The organism is Streptomyces sp. NRRL F-525 (assembly GCF_000716605.1).
Classification (GTDB): Bacteria; Actinomycetota; Actinomycetes; order Streptomycetales; family Streptomycetaceae; genus Streptomyces.
Genome location: NZ_JNXE01000003.1, coordinates 355,457 through 375,489 on the forward strand (window position 1 = coordinate 355,457; position 20,033 = coordinate 375,489).

Annotated in this window: 16 protein-coding genes; 9 read left to right on the forward strand and 7 right to left on the reverse strand. The window is 70.8% G+C overall.

The genetic code is table 11. The annotated features are described in order from the left end of the window. Positions 1–36: 36 nt before the first annotated feature. From OO69_RS06815 to OO69_RS06830, 4 genes are all read right to left on the reverse strand, one after another. Positions 37–405: a helix-turn-helix domain-containing protein gene (locus OO69_RS06815; protein WP_033279482.1), complete on the reverse strand. Its 369-nt coding sequence runs from the start codon at positions 403–405 to the stop codon at positions 37–39. Then, a complete protein-coding gene (locus OO69_RS06820) occupies positions 402–653 on the reverse strand; it encodes a hypothetical protein (RefSeq protein ID WP_033279483.1) in 252 nt (83 codons plus the stop codon). Before OO69_RS06820 ends, OO69_RS06815 begins: the two co-directional genes overlap by 4 nt. A gap of 337 nt (positions 654–990) precedes the next feature. After that, on the reverse strand, positions 991–2,358 hold the full coding sequence (locus OO69_RS06825; protein ID WP_234444353.1) for an MATE family efflux transporter: 1,368 nt from the start codon (positions 2,356–2,358) through the stop codon (positions 991–993). Positions 2,359–2,582: 224 nt separating this feature from the next. Further along, positions 2,583–3,524, reverse strand: a complete 942-nt coding sequence (locus tag OO69_RS06830) for a DMT family transporter (protein ID WP_063744416.1) — start codon at positions 3,522–3,524, stop codon at positions 2,583–2,585. A 63-nt stretch (positions 3,525–3,587) separates the two neighbouring features. Here OO69_RS06830 and OO69_RS06835 point away from each other — a divergent pair, with 63 nt between their 5' ends. The 6 genes from OO69_RS06835 (at position 3,588) to OO69_RS53830 (ending at position 9,548) form a co-directional block, all read left to right on the forward strand. Then, positions 3,588–4,538, forward strand: a complete 951-nt coding sequence (locus OO69_RS06835; RefSeq protein WP_234444354.1) for a LysR substrate-binding domain-containing protein — start codon at positions 3,588–3,590, stop codon at positions 4,536–4,538. Positions 4,539–4,895: 357 nt separating this feature from the next. Continuing rightward, positions 4,896–5,726 carry a TIM barrel protein gene (locus tag OO69_RS06840; RefSeq protein WP_033279484.1) on the forward strand — a complete coding sequence of 277 codons (831 nt, stop codon included), beginning with the start codon at positions 4,896–4,898 and terminating at the stop codon, positions 5,724–5,726. Positions 5,727–5,764: 38 nt separating this feature from the next. Continuing rightward, complete coding sequence (locus tag OO69_RS06845) at positions 5,765–6,655, forward strand: 2-hydroxy-3-oxopropionate reductase (protein ID WP_033279485.1); 891 nt, start codon at positions 5,765–5,767, stop codon at positions 6,653–6,655. A 114-nt stretch (positions 6,656–6,769) separates the two neighbouring features. After that, positions 6,770–8,233 carry a catalase gene (locus OO69_RS06850; protein ID WP_033279486.1) on the forward strand — a complete coding sequence of 488 codons (1,464 nt, stop codon included), beginning with the start codon at positions 6,770–6,772 and terminating at the stop codon, positions 8,231–8,233. A gap of 376 nt (positions 8,234–8,609) precedes the next feature. Then, a complete protein-coding gene (locus tag OO69_RS06855; RefSeq protein WP_033279487.1) occupies positions 8,610–8,858 on the forward strand; it encodes a hypothetical protein in 249 nt (82 codons plus the stop codon). A gap of 117 nt (positions 8,859–8,975) precedes the next feature. After that, the gene (locus OO69_RS53830) at positions 8,976–9,548 is read left to right on the forward strand and encodes a TIGR04222 domain-containing membrane protein (protein WP_078652315.1); all 573 of its coding nucleotides are present in this window, start codon (positions 8,976–8,978) and stop codon (positions 9,546–9,548) included. A gap of 152 nt (positions 9,549–9,700) precedes the next feature. On the opposite strand, the gene gcl is transcribed toward OO69_RS53830, so the two are convergent. Continuing rightward, complete coding sequence (gcl, locus tag OO69_RS06860) at positions 9,701–11,485, reverse strand: glyoxylate carboligase (RefSeq protein ID WP_033279488.1); 1,785 nt, start codon at positions 11,483–11,485, stop codon at positions 9,701–9,703. 187 nt (positions 11,486–11,672) lie between these two features. On the opposite strand from gcl, the gene OO69_RS06865 reads away from it, so the two are divergent. Next, the gene (locus OO69_RS06865; RefSeq protein ID WP_033279489.1) at positions 11,673–12,383 is read left to right on the forward strand and encodes a hypothetical protein; all 711 of its coding nucleotides are present in this window, start codon (positions 11,673–11,675) and stop codon (positions 12,381–12,383) included. A gap of 275 nt (positions 12,384–12,658) precedes the next feature. Here the strand turns inward: OO69_RS06865 and OO69_RS06870 are convergent, their stop codons facing one another. Further along, complete coding sequence (locus OO69_RS06870; RefSeq protein WP_033279607.1) at positions 12,659–14,266, reverse strand: AMP-binding protein; 1,608 nt, start codon at positions 14,264–14,266, stop codon at positions 12,659–12,661. A gap of 20 nt (positions 14,267–14,286) precedes the next feature. Continuing rightward, entirely contained in the window at positions 14,287–15,957 is a 1,671-nt protein-coding gene (locus tag OO69_RS06875) for an AMP-binding protein (protein WP_033279490.1), read from the reverse strand. A 146-nt stretch (positions 15,958–16,103) separates the two neighbouring features. Here OO69_RS06875 and OO69_RS06880 point away from each other — a divergent pair, with 146 nt between their 5' ends. Continuing rightward, positions 16,104–16,916, forward strand: coding sequence for a helix-turn-helix transcriptional regulator (locus OO69_RS06880; RefSeq protein WP_033279491.1), 813 nt, complete (start codon positions 16,104–16,106; stop codon positions 16,914–16,916). A 183-nt stretch (positions 16,917–17,099) separates the two neighbouring features. After that, positions 17,100–19,916: an ATP-binding protein gene (locus OO69_RS06885; protein WP_033279492.1), complete on the forward strand. Its 2,817-nt coding sequence runs from the start codon at positions 17,100–17,102 to the stop codon at positions 19,914–19,916. Positions 19,917–20,033: the final 117 nt, after the last annotated feature.

Genomic DNA, 20,033 nt, shown 5'->3' on the forward strand with positions numbered 1-20,033 from the left:
GGTAACAAAGCTCCCGGAGCCCCTCGAAGACCCTTTTCAGGCGTCTTTCTCCCGGTTCAGGTAGTTGTACACGGTGAACCGGCTGACCCCGAGGGCGCTCGCCACGGTCTCGACCCCGTGCCGTACCGAGAAGGCGCCGCGCGCCTCCAGGATCCGTACGACCTCCTGTTTGGCCTTGCGGTCGAGGTCCGCGAGGGGCTTGCCCTTCTTGCGTTCCATGGCGGCCAGGATGTGGTCGAGCGAGTCCGCGAGCTGCGGCAGGCGTACGGCGACCACGTCGGCGCCCTCCCAGGCGAGCACGACGTCGTCGGGGCCGGCCTCGTCGGGCGGGAGCATCTCGCCGCCCATCGCGTCGACCAGCGGTTTCACGGCCGTGATGAACGGCTCGTCCCCGATACCGGTCACCGGTCGCCCTCGCCGATCACGTTGAGCTGGAGCGAGACGCGGGTGGCGCCGGCCTCCAGGGTCCGGCGCAGCAGCGCGTCGACGGCGGTGAGCACCGCGTCGGTACCGCCCTCGGCCGTGTTGCCGAACGGCCCGACGTCCACGGCGTCCAGCTCCGCGGCCTCGATGACCTCCCGGGCCACCAGCGCGTGCGCGGGTGCCTCGTCGAGATCGAAGGGTTCTGTCGTGAACTCCACTCGCAATCGCACTGTGCCCCCAAGGCATCGCTCTGACCTGCGTGTTCCCTCAGCCCTCCGCTCGAGAGGGCACATCGGGGGCACATCGTGCCGTCACCTCATGGAGCGTCCGATCCAGCGCCGCCCTTGTCCGCTTCGCCGGTGCTGATGCGTCCCGGTCACTCCGGGACGACCTTAACGGACTGGCCCGCTGGGGTCGGTGCCCTTGGGGGCCATAAAGAGTGGCTTCCGTGACCGCACGGCATCAGGGGCTCGCGGTGCGTACGACTGCCGGCGAGGTCGCCCTCGGCGATCGCGTCAGCGTCCGCGCGCTTCATCTCCGTGGTGATAGACCCCCGAAGCAACGGGCTCAGGCGGTCGCCGGCACCGGATGCGTCGCCCGCAGCGAGCCGCTGCGGGCATGGAAGAAGTAGGCCTGACCGACCACCAGCAGCAGGTTGGCGCCGGCCAGGGAGAGCCACAGGGCGTGCAGGCCGCCCGCGGCGCCCACGGGGACGGCGGCCAGAGCGAGCAGGCCGTAGCAGACGGCGAAGGCGACCAGGCTGGGCAGCGTGCGCCTGATGCCGATCAGGCCGAAGCCGAAGACCGCCTGGACCGCGTCCGCGACCACCGCGAGGAGGAGCAGGGGCAGCAGGTCCAGCACCTGGTCGTGCAGGCCGGAGTCCTTGGTGAACACGGAGATGACCGGCCCGCGTGCCAGGACCAGCACTGCGGCCAGGGCGGACACCGTGCACACGGCGACTCCCACCCCGGCCAGCGCGCTGCGCCGGATCTCCGTGACGTCGCCGCTCCTCACGGGCTCGGTCATCAGCGGCACGGTCGCCTGGCCGACGGCGACCGCGGCCGTGAACATGAGGTTCACCAACGACAGCGCGATGCTGTGCACGGCCGCGCTGTCGGTGCCGGCCCGGGCAGCGGAGAACGCGAGCACGCCCAGTACCGCGAACTTGATGAGCACGGTCGCCGCGAGCGGGATGCCCACTCCCGCGAGGCGAAGCACCTCCGGCAGCCGCGGTCGCCCGAGGCCCAGGGGCCGTCCCGCCAGCACGGTGTTCCGGCGCAACTGGACGTGCGCGAGGGAGGCGTTGATGGTGCTGGAGGTCAGCATCGCGATGCCGGCCCCGGGCAGGCCGAGTCCGTCGAAGGAGCCGACGCCGCCGACCAGGAGCAGCGAGAGCACCACCGCGGCCGCCGTGCCCGTCATGCCCGAGCGCATCACCGCCCTGCCCTCGCCCAGGCCGACGAGCGCCGAGGTGGCAGTGGCACCGATCGACATCATGACGACGGCGCAGGCCAGGAGGTAGGGGAACACGCCCAGTTGGTCGAGGGTGGTCCCGGGGACCCCACCGACCCGGCCGATGACCGGGACGGCCGCGACCGCGACCGCGCCCAGCAGGCCGACGGAGATGCCGAGCCACATGCTGTTGCGCAGCACTGGAAGCAGCCCGTCGGCATCGTCTTTCTGCGCCGAGACGAACGGCATCACACCGCGCATCGCACCGGACACCGCGGCGGCGGCCGGGCTGAAGACGGCCAGGGTGACGGCGAAGGCCGCGAGCGAACCCGTCGCGTGCCGTCCCAGGACGGCGGTGTCCACCAGCGAGGCCGCCGACGACGCGATCATGGTGAGGTAGAGCGGAAGGGCGGCACCGGCGATCCGCCGCATTCTCCCCTTGTCCGGAACGCCTTCCGAAGCGGCGGACTTCTTCTTGTTCACAGCTCAGCACCTTTCTTGTCCCGCGCCGGCCTTCGAGCAGCGCGGTGTCTGCGAGTTGGTCCCAGGACTGACCGAGCAGGTGGGTGAGGACACCGCAGGAAAACCGATGGGCGACCGCCGCGGAGCGCCCTGGCCGGAACCTGGCGGAATGGATCGTCGCCTGCCTCGACCGGGCCGCCGGCCAGGCGGACACCCACGACCACTGAACCTCCGGCCGGCTCGCCTCAGCCACGCGGCGGGACGGCCGTACCGCGCACGGACGGGACACCCGAGACGTCCTCGGCCGACCGGTCGCCCTCGGCCGCGAGGGACTTCGGTCTCCTGTTGAGAAGCGCGACGCCCGCGAGCGCGGCAAGGCCACCGAGGAGTTCCACGAGCCGCGGCTTCTCACCGAGCCACACATACGCCACGACAAGCGCTGTCACGGGCACCAGGTACAGCGCCGCGGTCGCCGCGGTGACGGTGAGCCGGGCGACGGCATAGCCCCAGACCACGAATCCGGCGGCCGACGGCAGGATCCCGAGGTAGAGCGCGGCCAGGGTGGCGTCGGCCGGGGCAGCCAGTACGGCACGGGCGGTGACCGGGGCGAACGGAAGCAGCAGAGTGGTTCCGGCCACCATGGCGTACGTGGCGACCTCGAAACCGCTGTAGCGGCGCAGCAGGGGTTTGACGGCGAAGTGATACAGCGCCTGGGCGACCGCCGCCGCGAGGACGGTCCAGGCCGCCAGGGTGTAGCCGGTCTCGCCGCCCGCCATGGCGATGACGACCGTCCCGGAGAGAGCGAACAGCGAGCCGACGACCTTGGCCGGTCCGAGCCGCTCGCCGAGAAAGACCGCGGCCGGCAAGGCGCTGATCGCCGGGACGGTGGCCATGATCAGGGCGGCGGTGCCGGCCGGCACATGCGTCTCACCCCAGTTCAGCAGCAGCTGGTACGCGCTCATCCCGGTGGCGCCGACGGCCAGGACACGCGGAAGATCACGGCGCGCCGGCAGACGCACCTTCACCCACGGGAGCACCGCCACAAGAACGGCCGTGGCGACCGCGAGCCGGAACAGCGACAGCTCGGTCGGCCCGTAGCCCCCGAGCGCCACCCGGATCGCAGGGAACGCCGAGGCCCACAGGACGACGGTGACGGCGAGAGCGAGCACGGTCTTGTCGAGTTTCACCACGCCGACTCTGCCCCCTACAATCCATTAGGTCCAGTTACCTTTTCTTCCATGAATCAGTAGGTGAGCTTCTTGTTGGACGTACGTCGGCTACGGCTGCTCACCGAGTTCGCGGCCCAGGGCACCGTGGCGGCCACCGCGGAGACGCTCCATCTCACGGGCTCGGCGGTGTCCCAGCAGTTGGCGGCCCTGGAGAAGGAAGCCGGCGTACCCCTGCTGCTCAAGCGCGGCCGCAGGCTCGAACTCACCGCCGCGGGGCGGCGTCTCATCGATCACGCCCACGTGGTTCTGGGCAACCTGGCCGCGGCGGAATCCGATCTGGCGGCCATGCGGCGCGGTGAGCACAGCAGCGTGCGCATCGCGGCCTTCCCCACCGCGGCCCGCGCCCTTCTCCCCCGGCTCTGGCCCGACCCGGACGCGGCGCCCGCGCCCGACGCCCCGCTCGTCCACGTCGTGGAGCACGAACCCCACGCCGCCGAGACCGCGCTGCGCAAGCATCAGGTCGACATCGCCGTCAGCCACACGTACAGCCTGGTGCCGCGCCCGCTGCCCCCGGGCTGCGAGCAACGCCCTCTGTTCGACGAGCCCGTCCTTCTGGTCCTGCACCCCGCCGACGCCGTCCGCCACGGTCTGTCCGCGGGAGCCGTCGCCGACCTCAGGGACTTCGCCGACCTGCCCTGGCTGATGCCGTCCCCCGAGACCGCCTGTCATGAAATGACCCAACGCGCCTGCGGAGCGGCCGGGTTCGTGCCTCAGCCCGTGGCCGTGGCGAACGACTTCACGGTGCTGACGGCACTGATCGCCCGCCGCGCCGGAGCCGCCCTCGTCCCCCGGCTCGCCCTGCCGACCCCCTCCCCGGACCTCAGCGTCCACAGGCTGAACACCCCGATCCATCGCAGCGTCCGGGCCGTCTACCACATGGGAACGGGACAGCGCCCCGACATCCGCAGCGCGCTCGACAGCCTGGTCTCGGCGGCCGCCTCGGCGACCGCCGGCCCCTGGAGCGGAATCTGACCGAGGACCGCGCAACCGGCCGGCCCCTCAGAAGAACTCACGGTCCCACCCGGGTTCCGGACCCGGCTGCCCGACCGCATTTTCGCCGCACCGGCCGGGACATCCGCACCCCCGCCAACTCCCCCAGTTCCACCCTCCGTTCAACGGCCCACCCGCCCCGCGATCGCACGGCCACGACCTGACGCGCGCGAGCGATCTCCGGGCAAGCCGTCAGCGACCCGGGGTCTCGACACGGCCATCCCCCTTGACAATCCGTGACACGCGGCGGCAATCTTCCATTGAGCAGAAACAATATTCCGCGATACGGAATATTGAATGCCAAGACGGCACCCCGACACGGAAGGGAGCGCGACCCTCATGGGATTCGCAGACCAGCGCTTCAACGTCAACCTGTCGATCCTCTTCACCGAACTCCCGCTCCTGGAGCGCCCCGCGGCCGCCGCCGCGGCCGGCTTCGGCGCGGTCGAGCTGTGGTGGCCCTGGGTCGACTCCCCCACCCCCGAGCAGTCCCAACTCGACGCGCTCAAGCGGGCGTTGGAGGACGCGGGCGTCCAGCTCACCGGCCTGAACTTCTACGCCGGCCAGCTCCCGGGCCCGGACCGCGGCGCCCTGTCGATCCCCGGCGAGGAGTCGGAGCGGTTCCGCGCGAACATCGACGTGGCCGCCGACTTCGCCCACTCCGTCGGCGCCACGGCCCTCAACGCGCTCTACGGCAACCGCGTCGCCGGCGTGGACCCGGCCGAGCAGGACGCGCTCGCGCTGGAGAACCTGGTCCTCGCGGCCCGCGCCGCCGACCGGATCGGCGCGGTCCTGCTGATCGAGGCCCTGAACAAGCCCGAGTCGCCGCTGTACCCGCTCGTCAGCGCGCCCGCCGCCGTGGAAGTCGTGGACAAGGTCAACGCCGCGTCCGGCCTCGGCAACGCGCGCTTCCTCATGGACCTCTACCACCTGTCCATGAACGGCGAGGAACTCCCGTCGGTGATCGAGCAGTTCGCCGCGAAGACCGGCCATGTGCAGATCGCGGACAACCCGGGCCGCGGCGCCCCCGGCACCGGCACGCTCCAACTGGAAGACCTCCTCGACCAGTTGAGGAAGGCCGGTTACGACGGCTGGGTGGGCCTGGAGTACAAGCCCGGCGACCGCCCGAGTGCCGAGGCCTTCGACTGGCTCCCGCGCGCAGCGCGCTGAACTCCCCGACGCAGCAGAGCAGTTAGAGAGGCACCCGCATGAGCAAGCTCCCCAAGGTCGCCTGGATAGGCCTCGGCATCATGGGCTCCCCCATGTCCGAGAACCTGGTCAAGGCGGGCTACGACGTCACCGGATTCACCCTGGAACAGGACAAGTTGGAGCGCCTGACCGCCGCCGGCGGCACCGCGGCCGGCTCCATCGCCGAGGCCGTGCGGGACGCCGACGTGGTGATCACGATGGTCCCCGCGTCCCCGCAGGTCGAGGCCATCGCCTACGGCCCCGACGGCATCCTGGAGAACGCCCGCGCCGGCACCCTCCTCATCGACATGTCGTCGATCACCCCGCAGACCTCGGTCGACCTGGCAAAGGCGGCCGTAGAAAAGGGAATTCGGGTCCTGGACGCTCCCGTGTCCGGCGGTGAGGCCGGTGCGATCGAGGCCGTGCTGTCCATCATGGTCGGCGGCGGGCAGTCCGACTTCGAGGAGGCCGAGCCGATCTTCGACGCGCTCGGTAGGACCATCGTGCTGTGCGGTCCGCACGGCTCGGGCCAGACCGTGAAGGCCGCCAACCAGCTGATCGTCGCCGTGAACATCCAGGCGTGCGCCGAGGCCGTGGTCTTCCTGGAGAAGTCGGGCGTGGACCTCGCGGCCGCCCTCGACGTCCTCAACGGCGGGCTCGCGGGCTCCACCGTGCTGACGCGGAAGAAGGACAACTTCCTCAACCGCGACTTCAAGCCGGGCTTCCGGATCGACCTGCACCACAAGGACATGGGCATCGTCACGGACGCGGCCCGCAACGTCGGCGCCGCGCTGCCCGTGGGCGCCGTGGTGGCCCAGCTCGTCGCGTCGCTGCGCGCCCAGGGCGACGGCGGCCTCGACCACTCGGCGCTGCTGCGGGCCGTGGAGCGCCTGTCGGGCGCGCAGCTTTAGCCCCCCCCAGACCCCGGGCGGCGCCGTCGCTGACAACTGTCCTGTCGCGCCCAGGCGTTGGCGCCGCCCGGAACCATGCCCACCAGTTCAACAAAGTGTTGAGGATTGCTCTCCATGTCGAAGCGCGTGCTCACGACCGAGTCCGGCGCCCCGGTCGCCGACAACCAGAACTCCGCCTCCGCCGGCATCGGCGGCCCGCTCCTCCTCCAGGACCAGCATCTGCTGGAGAAGCTCGCCCGGTTCAACCGCGAGCGCATCCCGGAGCGTGTGGTGCACGCCAGAGGCTCCGGCGCGTACGGCTACTTCGAGGTCACCGACGACGTCACCGGCTTCACCCACGCCGACTTCCTGAACACGGTCGGCAAGCGCACCGAGGTCTTCCTGCGCTTCTCCACGGTCGCCGACTCGCTCGGCGGCGCGGACGCGGTGCGCGACCCGCGCGGCTTCGCGGTCAAGTTCTATACGGAGCAGGGGAATTACGACCTGGTCGGGAACAACACCCCGGTGTTCTTCATCAAGGACCCCATAAAATTCCCGGACTTCATCCACTCGCAGAAGCACGACCCCTTCACGGGCCGTCAAGAGCCGGACAACGTATGGGACTTCTGGGCGCACAGCCCCGAGGCCACGCACCAGGTGACCTGGCTGATGGGCGACCGCGGCATCCCGGCGTCGTACCGCCACATGAACGGCTACGGCTCGCACACCTATCAGTGGACGAACGCGGAGGGCGAGGCCTTCTTCGTCAAGTACCACTTCAAGACCAACCAGGGTGTGCGCAGTCTGTCCTCCGACCAGGCGGCGGAGCTCGCGGGCAAGAACCCCAACTCCCACCAGACGGACCTGCTCCAGGCCATCGAGCGGGGCGTTAACCCGTCCTGGACCCTGCACGTCCAGCTCATGCCGGCGGCGGACGCGGCGGAGTACCGCTTCAACCCGTTCGACGTCACCAAGGTGTGGCCGCACCGCGACTACCCCCTCCAGCGCGTGGGCCGCCTGGTCCTGGACCGCAACCCGGACAACGTGTTCGCCGAGGTCGAGCAGGCCACGTTCTCCCCGAACAACTTCGTGCCGGGCATCGGCCCTTCGCCCGACAAGATGCTCCAGGGCCGCCTGTTCGCGTACGCCGACGCACACCGCTACCGCCTGGGCGTCAACCACACCCTGCTCGCGGTGAACGCCCCGAAGGCGACGACCGCGCGGAACTACGGCCGGGACGGCTTCATGGCATCCAACGCCAACTCCCAAGGCCGCGCGGCGAAGAACTACGAGCCGAACTCCTACGACGGCCCGACCGAGACCGGCCGCGCACTGTCCGCCCCGCTGGCGGTCACCGGCTACACGGGCACGCACGAGGCTCCGCAGCACACGAAGGACGACGACTTCTACCAGGCGGGCGAGCTGTACCGCCTGATGTCGCCCGAGGAGCGGTCCCGTCTCGTCGCGAACATCGCCGGCGGCCTCGCCCAGGTCTCCCGCGACGACGTGATCGAGAAGAACCTCGCCCACTTCCACGCCGCCGACCCGGAGTACGGCCGACGCGTGGAGGAGGCGGTCCACGCCCTGCGCGAGGACTGAAAAGACGGCCCGTGTGTGCCGGACGACCCGGATGAGGGGTGGTCACCGGCACCGCGCGGGCAGGGCCAGGACCGCGGCGGAACGCGAGCCAGTGCGGTGGTGAAGGTCCCGTGGCCTCCTTCTCGACCTGAGGGAAGGAGCCGCCACGGTTCCGTCGCGACCGCCGCGGTCCCAGCCGAACGCTTCTAGAGAGGAACTCCCCAAGGGCTCCCTCTTGAGGCCACAGACCCCGTCCGGCGGCGCGAATGCCCTGTCGCGCCCAGCCTCGCGCCGTCGGACGGCCACCACGGCGAGCGCCGGATACGGACAGTCCCGTATCCGGCGCTCTTCGGCGTTTCCGGGTGCGGATCCGCCGTGGGCACAGCAGCCTGAAGGCATGGCACACCCATCGGAACACCCGCACATCGTGGTCCACCCCCCGGCGCTGGACGGCTCCCGCCGGGTCACCAGCGGCGACGAGACCCTCGGTGTCGCGTCGCACCTGGACGACGTCGTCGAGATCCTGCGCCTGGCCGATCTGGACCGGATCGAGGTCGAGGAGAGCGATCTGATCGAGTGGCAGGGTGGCGGGCCGGAGGACTGGCCGGGCCTGTCGGAACACCACGCCGAGCAGCACGATCAGTGAACCTCAAATAATCCTCTGAACCACCCTCGCGAGGCTTCAACCACCCCTGAACGCGGGCACATTCGTCGCACGAGGCCCGCCGGCACGGGGGCGGCGGGCCCCGTTTCAGGGGGTGCCATGAGCGGTGGTCCGACGATACGGCTCCAGCCTCACGAGGTCGCGTTTCTGCGGGGTGGTTCTCGGGCGGCCGTGACGGTGGCGGTGGTTGCCTTGCATCTGCGGGGTGAGGTGCGGGTTTGGCGGCCGGGGACGGTGCGGACGTCCGGGGTGGCCGCGGGGGCGGGGGTGCTGCCTCGGCTTACGAAGGCTGTGCACTCCGCGCTCTACCGTCCGGCGGGTATGCGGGAGTTGCTCGGGCGGCGGGGTGTGGGTGAGGCGCTCGGTGCGTTGCGTGGGGATCTTGTGGCGGTGGGGTTGTTGCGCAGGGTTCCGCCTCGGCGTACTCGCGCTGCGCGCGTGCTGTTGAAATCCCTGCGTGCCCAACACCCTTCCCCTGCGGGGCGGGAGGGGGTGTCGTCGGATGACGTGCTGCTTGCGGTTGCCCTGTACGGGGATAGGGAGTTGGGGTCGCTTGTGCCGCGTTTTGCTGAGGGGGCGGGGTTGGTTGGGCGGGGTGGGATCGCGGACGAAGGGTTGCCGCAGGGCTGGGGTGGGGGGTCTGGGGGTGGGTTTACTTGTGGGGCCGGGTAGGTCCTGCCTGGAGCTGTTCGTTGCGGGGTGCGAGTTGTGTGTGGCTGGTCGCGCAGTTCCCCGCGCCCCTTTTTGTGGCGCTTCGCGCCTACAAAAATAAGGGGGGCCCATCCGTTCCCGGATGAGCCGCCCCTCCCTGCCCTTGCCGCCTCTTAGACCTTCAACGTCCTGATCGACGTCGGTGCGTGGCCCGGCTCGGTTGCGATCTCCTCGAACTCCACCACGTTGCTGATGTCGTTCGTCTTGCTCATGGCGATGTTGGTGACTCGTTCGAGGATGGCTTCTACGACGACCGGGACCCTGAACTCCGCCGCGAGCTTCTTGGCCTGTTCGAAGGCTGCGCCCAGTTCGGTGGGGTCGGTGACGCGGATGGCCTTGCAGCCGAGGCCCTCGACGACCTTGATGTGGTCGACGCCGTAGACGCCCAGCTCTGGCGAGTTGATGTTCTCGAATTCGAGGTTGACCTGAAAGTTGATGTCCAGCGCTATCTGGGCCTGGCGGATGAGGCCCAAGTAGGCGTTGTTCACAAGGACATGGACGTACGGGATGCGGTGTTGGGCCCCGACCGCCAGCTCTTCGAGCATGAACTGGAAGTCGTAGTCGCCGGAGAGGGCGACCACCGACGCGTCGGGGTCGGCCTTCGCGACGCCGAGTGCGGCCGGGATCGTCCAGCCGAGGGGGCCCGCCTGACCGCAGTTGATCCAGTGGCGGGGGCGGTAGACGTGGAGCATCTGGGCGCCGGCGATCTGGGAGAGGCCGATGGTGGAGACATAGCGGGTCTCCGGGCCGAAGGCCTTGTTCATCTCCTCGTAGACGCGCTGGGGTTTGATCGGGATGTCGTCGAAGTGCGTGCGGCGTTGGAGAGTTGACTTGCGTTCCTGGGTCGACGCCGCCCACTGCGAGCGGTCGGGGAGGGTGCCCGCCTCCTTCAACTCCCTTGCCACCTCCACGAACAGCTCCAGCGCCGCCTTCGCATCCGACGCGATGCCGTAGTCGGGGGCGAAGATCTTGCCGATCTGGGTCGGTTCGATGTCGACGTGGACGAACTTCCGGCCCGCCGTGTAGACGTCCAGCTTGCCGGTGTGGCGGTTGGCCCAGCGGTTGCCGATGCCGAGGACGAAGTCGGACTCCAGGAAGGTCGCGTTGCCGTAGCGGTGCGAGGTCTGGAGGCCGACCATGCCGGCGTTCAGTTCGTGGTCGTCGGGCAGGACGCCCCAGCCCATCAGGGTCGGGACGACCGGGGTGCCGGTCAACTCGGCGAATTCGACGAGGAGTTCGGCCGCGTCGGCGTTGATGACACCGCCGCCCGCGACGATCAGGGGGCGCTCGGAGGCGTTGAGGAGCCCGATCGCCTTCTCGATCTGGGCTCGGGTCGCCGTCGGCTTGTAGGCCGACAGTGGTTCGTACGTCTCCGGGTCGAACTCGATCTCCGTGAGCTGCACGTCGATCGGGAGGTCGATCAGGACCGGGCCGGGGCGACCGGAGCGCATCAGGTGGAAGGCCTGCTGGAAGACGCCCGGGACCTGGGCCGCCTCCAGAACCGTGATCGCCATCTTCGTCACCGGGGCCGCGATCGACGCGATGTCCACGGCCTGGAAGTCCTCTTTGTGGATCACGGCGGTCGGGGCCTGGCCCGTGATGCACAGGATCGGGATCGAGTCGCCGATCGCGGAGTAGAGACCGGTGATCATGTCGGTGCCGGCCGGGCCCGAGGTGCCGATGCAGACACCGATGTTGCCCGGGCTGGTACGGGTGTAGCCCTCGGCCATGTGCGAGGCGCCCTCGACGTGGCGGGCGAGGGTGTGGTTGATGCCGCCGGAGGCCTTGAGCGCGGCGTAGAAGGGGTTGATCGCCGCGCCCGGGACGCCGAACGCGTCGCTCACGCCCTCGCGCTTGAGGATCTCGACTGCCGCGCGGGCAGCGGTCATACGAGCCATGGAGTACTCCTGCTTCGGCTGTCGGAATCACATCACCGGCGCGCCCCGCGGTGAAAACTCCTTGCGAGCTTCTGACTTCCGCATCGTTTTCCGTATTGCGGAATCTAACTTCTACTATCTGGAAGTAATGTAAGTGGGGTGACCAAGGCCGTCAAGAGACGGACAAGCAGGGGTTTTCAGGAGGACTATGGGGCTCATGTCCGAGAGCGTGCCGGTGCGCTGTCCGGCGTGCCGACGAGAACACGTCTACGCCGCGCCGTCGTATCCCTGTGTGTGCGGGGCCCCCGTCGCCCCGCCGCTGGACCAGCGCGGCGTGGCCACGGTCGTGAACCACCGCGTGTGGGACGAGGACTGGATCGCGGTCCGCTGCGCGGCCTGCGGCCGACTGGACGAGTGGCCGTACCCGGAGCTGGGCTGCCCGTGCGGGACGCTGCTGCGGATACCGGTCGCGGGCGCGGAACCGACGTCGGAACCCGCCGCGCGGACCACGAAGGTCGGCGGCGCCGAGGTCGAGGGCCGCCCCGCGTTCCAGCCCGTCACGATCCGCACCGCGCGCGACGCGGTCACCGCCGCCGCGCTCTACCTCCGCTGGCTCGGCTACCGGGACATCCGTCGCGCCGACCAGCGGCCCCCGTCCGGCATCGGCCTCGCCGCCCGCGGCATCCTGGCCCAGGTCGACCCGACCGTACGGCCCGCCTCACTCCGCGACGTCGAGTGCCTGTGGCTGACGGCCATGACGGAGTCCACGGAGTGCGTCTACTTCTCCCTCGCCGGTTACGCCGACGACGCCCGCGCCCGCGCGGACGCCCTCCGCGTCCCCCTGTTCGTCCTCGACCTCACGGGCACGCCCCAGCCAGTGAACGAACTGGCTGATCAACTCGACGCGGCGGGGAGTTAGTTGAGCGATCGGGTCCGGTGCGTGGCGGCCACGGCCGGTTCGTGACGGCGGACGTCGCGCGGCGGGCGGCGGGCACCTGCCGGTCCGCGGGGCTAGGGGCGCTGGCCCACGAAGGCCGTTCGCCGACCCCGGCTACGGGCCGTTGCCACAAGGCCGCGCCACAAGTCGCCGTACTCACCGCACTCGCCGACCTCATCGGACTCGCCGCGCACCCCCGCACCCCCGCACCCGGCACCACCACACCTCCCACCAACTCCCGCCCAGGAAGCCCCACTTCACCGCCCCCGAACAGCCCGCTCCCGCAGCTCGATCTTCCGCACCTTCCCCGACACCGTCATAGGAAAGGCATCCATGACCTGAAGCAGACTCGGAATCTTGTAGTGCGCCAACCTCCCCTCGCAGAACCCCCGCACCTCCTCCAGCGTCAACGGCTCCCCCGGATCCCGCAGGATCACGCACGCCAGCACCTCCTCCCCGTAGCGCTCGTGCGGCACCCCCACCACCTGGACGTCCGCGATCTTCGGGTGGGTGTAGAGGAACTCCTCGATCTCGCGCGGGTAGATGTTCTCGCCGCCCCGGATGATCATGTCCTTGATGCGGCCGACGATCTCGACGTAGCCGTCCTCGCGCATCATCGCCAGGTCACCCGTGTGCATCCAGCGGCCCGCGTCGATCGACTCGGCGGTCTTCTCGGGCTCGTTCCAGTAGCCGAGCATCACGCTGTAGCCGCGGGTGCACAACTCGCCCGCCGCGCCCCGGGGTTGGGTCACCCCCGTCGCCGGGTCGACGACCTTGACCTCCAGGTGCGGGAGGACCCGGCCGACCGTGCCGGTGCGGTGTTCGAGGTCGTCGTCCATCCTCGTCTGGAGCGAGACCGGAGACGTCTCCGTCATGCCGTAACAGATGGAGACCTCCGCCATGTGCATCTCGGCGACCACCCGTTTCATCACCTCGACCGGGCAGGGCGAGCCCGCCATGATGCCGGTGCGGAGGGAGGAGAGGTCGTACGACGCGAAGTCGGGGAGGTTCAACTCCGCGATGAACATGGTCGGGACGCCGTAGAGGGACGTGCAGCGCTCCTGCTGGACCGCCTTCAGGGTCGCCGCCGGGTCGAAGGACGGGGCCGGGATCACGATGCACGCGCCGTGGGAGGTGGCCGCGAGGTTGCCCATGACCATGCCGAAGCAGTGGTAGAAGGGCACCGGGATGCAGACCCGGTCCTGCTCGGTGTACGCGATCAACTCGCCGACGAAATAACCGTTGTTGAGGATGTTGTGGTGGGAGAGGGTGGCGCCCTTGGGGAAGCCCGTCGTGCCCGAGGTGTACTGGATGTTGATGGGGTCGTCGCAGGACAACTCGGCCTCGCGGGACCGGAGTTCCTCCGCACGGTCGGCCGCACCCCTGGCGACCAGCGCGTCCCAGCTCGGGTCGCCGATGTACACCGCCTCCCGCAACTCCGCGCACTTGGGCCGGACTTGCTCGACCATCGCCCGGTAGTCGCTGCCCTTGTGCCCGGCCGAGGCGAACAGGACCGAGATCCCCGCCTGGTTGAGGACGAACTCGACCTCGTGGGTGCGGTACGCCGGGTTGATGTTCACCATGATCGCGCCGATGCGGGCGGTGGCGTACTGGACGAGCACCCACTCGGGGCAGTTGATCGCCCAGATGCCCACCCGGTCGCCCTTCGCCACCCCGCTCGCGAGCAGCGCGTACGCCAACTGCTCGATCTCGGCGGCAAATTGGCCGTAGGTCCAGCGTCGCCCGGACGGTACGTCCACGAGCGCCTCGCGGTCGGGCCACGCGGCGACCGCCCGGTCGAGGTTGGCCCCGATGGTGTCGCCGAGGAGCGAAGTCCCGCTGGTTCCATGGCTGTACGAGTTCATCGGCGAGTCCGTCGGCGCGTTCATCGGAAGTCCTCCTCGCGGTACTCGGCCGCCGACCCCGCGGCCGTAGCCTCCCGCAGTTCGATCCGGCGGATCTTGCCGGAGACGGTCTTGGGCAGGTCGGCGAACTCCAGCCGCCGGATGCGCTTGTACGGGGCGAGGACGTCGCGCGAGTGCTCGAACAGCACCTTCGCGGTGTCGGGCCCCGGCTCCCAGCCCGCCGCGAGCACGACGTACGCCTTCGGTACGGCGAGGCGCAGCTCGTCCGGCGCGGGCACCACGGCGGCCTCGGCCACCGCCTCGTGCTCCAGCAGCGCGCTCTCCAGCTCGAACGGGGAGATCTTGTAGTCGGAGGCCTTGAAGACGTCGTCGGAGCGGCCGACGTAGGTGATGTAGCCGTCCTCGTCGCGGGAACCGATGTCGCCGGTGCGGTAGTAGCCGCCGGCCATCGCCTCCGCCGTACGGTCCGGGTCGCCGTGGTAGCCGGTCATCAGGCCGACCGGCGGATCGGACAGGTCGAGCGCGATCTCGCCCTCGGCCGCGCCCGGCGCACCCGACACCGGGTCCAGCAGCTCCACCCGATAACCCGGACTCGGCCGTCCCATCGAGCCCGTCTTCAGCGGCTGGCCGGGGCTGTTGGAGACCTGCACGGCCGTCTCCGTCTGGCCGAAGCCGTCCCGGATCGTGACGCCCCAGGCCCGCCGGACCTGCTCGATCACCTCGGGGTTCAGGGGCTCCCCCGCCGCCAGCGCCTCGCGGGGCGGGGTGCGCAGCTGGGTCAGGTCGGCCTGGATGAGCATCCGCCACACCGTCGGCGGGGCGCAGAAGGTGGTGACCCCCGCGCGGTCCATCTCGGCCATCAGCCGGGCCGCGTCGAAGCGCGTGTAGTTGTGGATGAAGACGGTCGCCTCCGCGTTCCACGGCGCGAAGAGGTTCGACCAGGCGTGCTTGGCCCAGCCGGGCGAGGAGATGTTGAGGTGTACGTCGCCGGGCTGGAGGCCGATCCAGTACATGGTGGCCAGATGGCCGATCGGGTACGACGTGTGGGTGTGCTCGACCAGCTTGGGGTGGGCGGTCGTGCCCGAGGTGAAGTACAGCATCAGCGGGTCGTCGGCCAGGGTCGGGCCGTCCGCCGTGAACTCCGCGGCGGCGGCGTACGCGTCCTCGTACGTCCGCCAGCCCTCGACCGCGCCGCCGACCGCGATCCGCGTGTACGTCCCGGGCACCTCGTCGAACTTGTCGACGTCCCCGGAGCGCACGATCACCTGCCGGACCCGGCCGCGTTCGACGCGGTCGCGCAGGTCGGCGGGGCCGAGCAGCGGGGTGGCAGGGATGACGACGGCGCCGAGCTTCATCGCGGCCAGCGCCGTCTCCCAGAGCTCGGTCTGGTTGCCGAGCATGACGAGGATCCGGTCCTCGGCGCGGACGCCCTGGGCGCGCAGCCAGTTGGCGACCCGGTTGGAGCGCTCGGACATCTCCGCGAAGGACAGGGCGGCCTCGGTGCCGTCCTCCTCGACGATGCGCAGCGCGGTGCGGTCGTTGCCGGCCGCGATGACGTCGAACCAGTCGAGCGCCCAGTTGAAGTGCTCGGGCCTGGGCCAGGAGAAACCCTCGTAGGCCGTGGCATAGTCCGTACGGTGCGCCAGCAGAAAATCCCGCGCGCTGCGGAACGACTCACTCGCCGTCGTCATCTGTCCTCCTAAGTACCGGACCATTGCCGGGCGGCTCTCTGACATCGTGTAATCCGTGATGTGGGTCTCACTACCCCCGTACGGGGGTGTGTGCAGCAGGGCGGCCGCAATGAAGGGGCAAGCGGGTGGCGACGGACGCGGCAGGGATGGTGGAGATTCAGTCGGCGCTGGTACGGCTCCGGCGCGGTACGGGGCTGCCCGTCGCCTTCGGCGGCCTGGTGGAGACCGGCCGTAGGCAGATGCGCATCAGCGAACTCAGCGGCACGGCGACCCCCGCCCTGCGCGCCCTCGCGGTCACCTCGGGCAGCGGCCTCGGCGGCAAGGCGGTCGCCCTCGCCCGCCCGTACGCCGTCGCGGACTACTCGTCCTCCCACCAGATCAGCCACGAGTACGACACGGCGGTCGCCACCGAGGGCCTGCACGCGATGCTCGCGGTCCCCGTCGTCGTACGGCGCCGCGTGCGCGGTGTCCTCTACGGCGCGCTGCGCACCGCCCAGCCGCTCGGCGACCGGATGCTGAGCGCGGCGATGGAGGCCGCGCGGGACGTCGAACAGGCGCTGGTGGTACGGGAGGAGGTGCGGGAGCTGCTGAGCGCGGCGCGCCCGGCACCCGCCCCCGACCCGGCTGCCAGCCCGGCCTGGGAGCAGGTACGGGAGGCGCACGCGGCGCTGCGGGCACTGGCCCCGCGCATCCCGGACCCGGCGCTGCGGGCCGAACTCCTGGACGCCTGCGGCCTGTTGACGGCCGAGGCCGCCGTCGGGGACGTAGAACTCGCGCCGAGGGAGCTGGACGTCCTGGCCTGTGTGGCGGCCGGGGCGACGAACGCGGTGGCGGCTGAGCGGCTCGGGCTGCGGCCGGAGACGGTCAAGGGGTATCTGCGCTCGGCGATGCGGAGGCTCGGGGCGCACACCCGCGGGGAGGCCGTGGTGGCGGCGCGGCGGGCGGGGGTGCTGCCGTGAGAGGGGCGGACGTAGCCCTGTCGGCGGCCCCTGAGGCGGTTCCCGCGACGACCGGCTATTCATTCATCGGAGCTTTGAATTTCCTCATGCCGCACGGTTGTTATTTCCCTCACGACCCCATCCATCCGAATTTCAAGGACTGATTGCCTAATATTGGCCCGGACACGACACACGAGGGGAGCGGTGACCGTGCGACGGGACTTCAAGGAGCCTGCCAGAACGCGCCCCGACCTGGTCATCGGCCGGGAGGAGATGTTCTCCGCCGCCCGTGACCAGCTCGCCGAGGGTGGCAGTGTGCTGCTCCACGGCCCCGCCGGAATAGGAAAGTCGACCCTCCTGCGGGCGTTGGCCGCGGAATACGGCGAGACGGCGCGGACCGTGTTGCGCTGCTCGGCCACGGAGTCCGAATCCCATCTCCCCTTCCTGGCCCTCGCCGACCTCCTCGGTCTGGTCCTGGACGAGGTGTCCGAGCGACTGCCCGCCGCCCAGCGCACCGCCCTGGAATCCGCGCTCACCGGACGCGGCGAGTCCTCGCTCCAGCGCGACGGACTCGCCCTGCGCCTGGCCGTCCTGTCCGCGCTGCGCGCGCTCGCGGCCGACGGTCCCGTGCTCGTCGTAGCGGACGATCTGCAGTGGCTGGACCCGGCCAGCGCCGAGTTGCTCGGGTTCGCCGCGCGGCGGCTCGGGGACACGCAGGTGCAGATGGTGTTCGCGGTGCGGACCGAGGGTCAGGAGTACGACCGGTATCTGAGCGCGTCGCCGCCGGACACCCTGGCGTTCCGGCTCAGTCCGCTGTCGCGGGCGCAGGTGTCGGCGCTGCTCGACCATCGCGGGTACACCGGGCTGCCGCGTTCCACGGTGCGCGAGATCCACCGTACGAGTGGCGGAAACCCGTTGTTCGCGCTGGAGTTGGGGCGCGCGCTGGCCGAGAACCCGACCCCGCCGAGACCGGGCGAGCCGCTGCTCGTGCCGACGTCACTACGCGCGTTGGTGCTGAGCCGGCTCGACATGCTGCCCGCCGAGGCGCGCCGCACCCTGCTGGTCGCGAGCGCGGGCGCCCGGCCCACGGTGGCCCTGCTGCAGACCGCCGGCCGGGAGAACGCGGAGGCGGAGACCGCCCAGGCGGCCGAACTCGGCCTGCTGGCAACGGAACCCGAGGGTCCCGCCGTACGGTTCGCGCATCCGCTGATCTCCGCCGCGCTGTACGCGGAGGCCCCCGCGCAGGAGCGGCGGGCCGCGCACGCGGCGCTGTCGACCGCGGCCTCCGACCCCATCGAGCGCGCCCGGCACCTCGCCCTCGCAACCACCGGCACCGATCCGGAGGTCGCCGCCCGGCTCGCCGAGGCCGCGACCCTGGCCCGGGACCGCGGGGCGCCCTCGGTCGCCGCCTCGCTCGGGCTGCTCGCCGCCCGGCACACCCCGGGCGACAGCGTGCCGGGCCCGGACGAGCGCCGGTTGCAGGCCTCCGAGGACGCGATCACCGCCGGCGAACTCGACCTCGCCCGGGACATCGCGCGCGAGGTGCTGACCCGGACGTCGGTGCCCGCCGAGCGGGTACGGGCCTGGATCATCGTGATCGACACGGCCGGCCACTCCATGGCAGATGTCGACGCCGTCTTCCCACAGGCCCTCGCCGACGCGGGCGACGACCCCCGGCTGCTCGCCCTGGTCCGCTACCAACTGGCCTGGCGCGCCCTGCTGGTCGAGGGCGACTTCGCCGAGGCCCGCGCGGAGACCGCGCGTTCCGCCGAGCTGGCCGCGCGTGCCGGTGACCGGCGTACCGAACTCCTCGCGCTCTCCTTCCAGGCGCAGACCGAGACCCTGATGGGCCACCCTGACGCCCCGCTCACCATCAAGCGCGCGCTGAAGGAGCCCCAGGACCCGAGGGTGGCGTGCCATCACAACGGCGCCGGATCGGCCCGGTTCCGCTGGCTGGTGATGAGCGATCAGCTGCCCGAGGCCCGCGCGACCATCACCGCGCTGCTGCGCGAGGTGCGGCGGCGCGGGTCGGTGGAGAGCGAGGTGCACTTCCTGCGCGGCTTCGCCGAGACCGAACTGCGCTCCGGGCACTGCGGCCGCGCCCTCGACCTGGCCCGGGAGGGCCTGCGGCTGGCCCGCGACTCCGGGATCGGCCAGACGGCGTCCGCGATGCTCACCGCGCTCGCCGAGGCCTCCGGCGGCGACGTCGAGGAGGCGCTGGCGCTGGCCCGGGAGGCGGTCGAACACGCCGAGGAGGACGGCGACCAGATGTATCTGTCCCGTGCCCTCGGGGCCCTGGGATACGCCCAGTTGGTCGCCGGGGACGCCCACGGGACCGTCCGCTCGCTGCGCCGGGTCCGCGAACTGGAGCAGGCCCTCGGGGTGACCGACCCGGCCCGCGGCCGCTGGCACGGCGACCTCGCCGAGGCCCTCGTCCGCGTCGGCGAGACCGCCGAGGCCCAGGACGTCATCGACGTGACCCGTGAGCGCGCCCTGCGCCTCGGCCGCGAGAGCGTCCTCGCCGTACTCGACCGCGCCGAGGCGCTCGTCCGCGCGGCCCGCGGCGAACACGACGAGGCCGTGGCGCAACTGACGTCCGTCCAGGACCGCCTCGCCAAACTCGGCTACGGCCTGGAGGAGGCCCGCGCCGCCTTCGCGCTGGCGTCGCTGCGCACCGGACAGCCCGGGCCGACGTCGTACGACGAGGCGACCCGGCTGTTCCGGCGCTGCCGGGCGCTGCCCTGGCTGCGCCAGGTGGACGAGGCGGCCGTCACCAGGGCGCCGGAGCCCGCGCCCGTGCCCACGCCCGCGCCGACCCTCGAAGGGCTCGACGGGCTGGCCTCGATGGAGCGTCAGGTCGCCGCGCTCGTCATGGAGGGCGCCACCAACCGGGAGATCGCCGCCCGCCTGTTCATCAGCGTCAAGACGGTCGAGGCGACCCTGACCCGGGTCTACCGCAAGCTGGGGATCCGCTCCCGGGTGGATATCGTCCGACTGGCGGCGGGGCGCCGTCCGAACTGAGGACCCTACGGGTTTACTGTGCGGCGACCGAGGGTTTTCCCTGCCCAACTCCCCTAGGGGGTTCCCTCATTGGGAGCAGGGTGTTCCGGGTTCTAGCTTATGGGTGTGCCGCTCGCC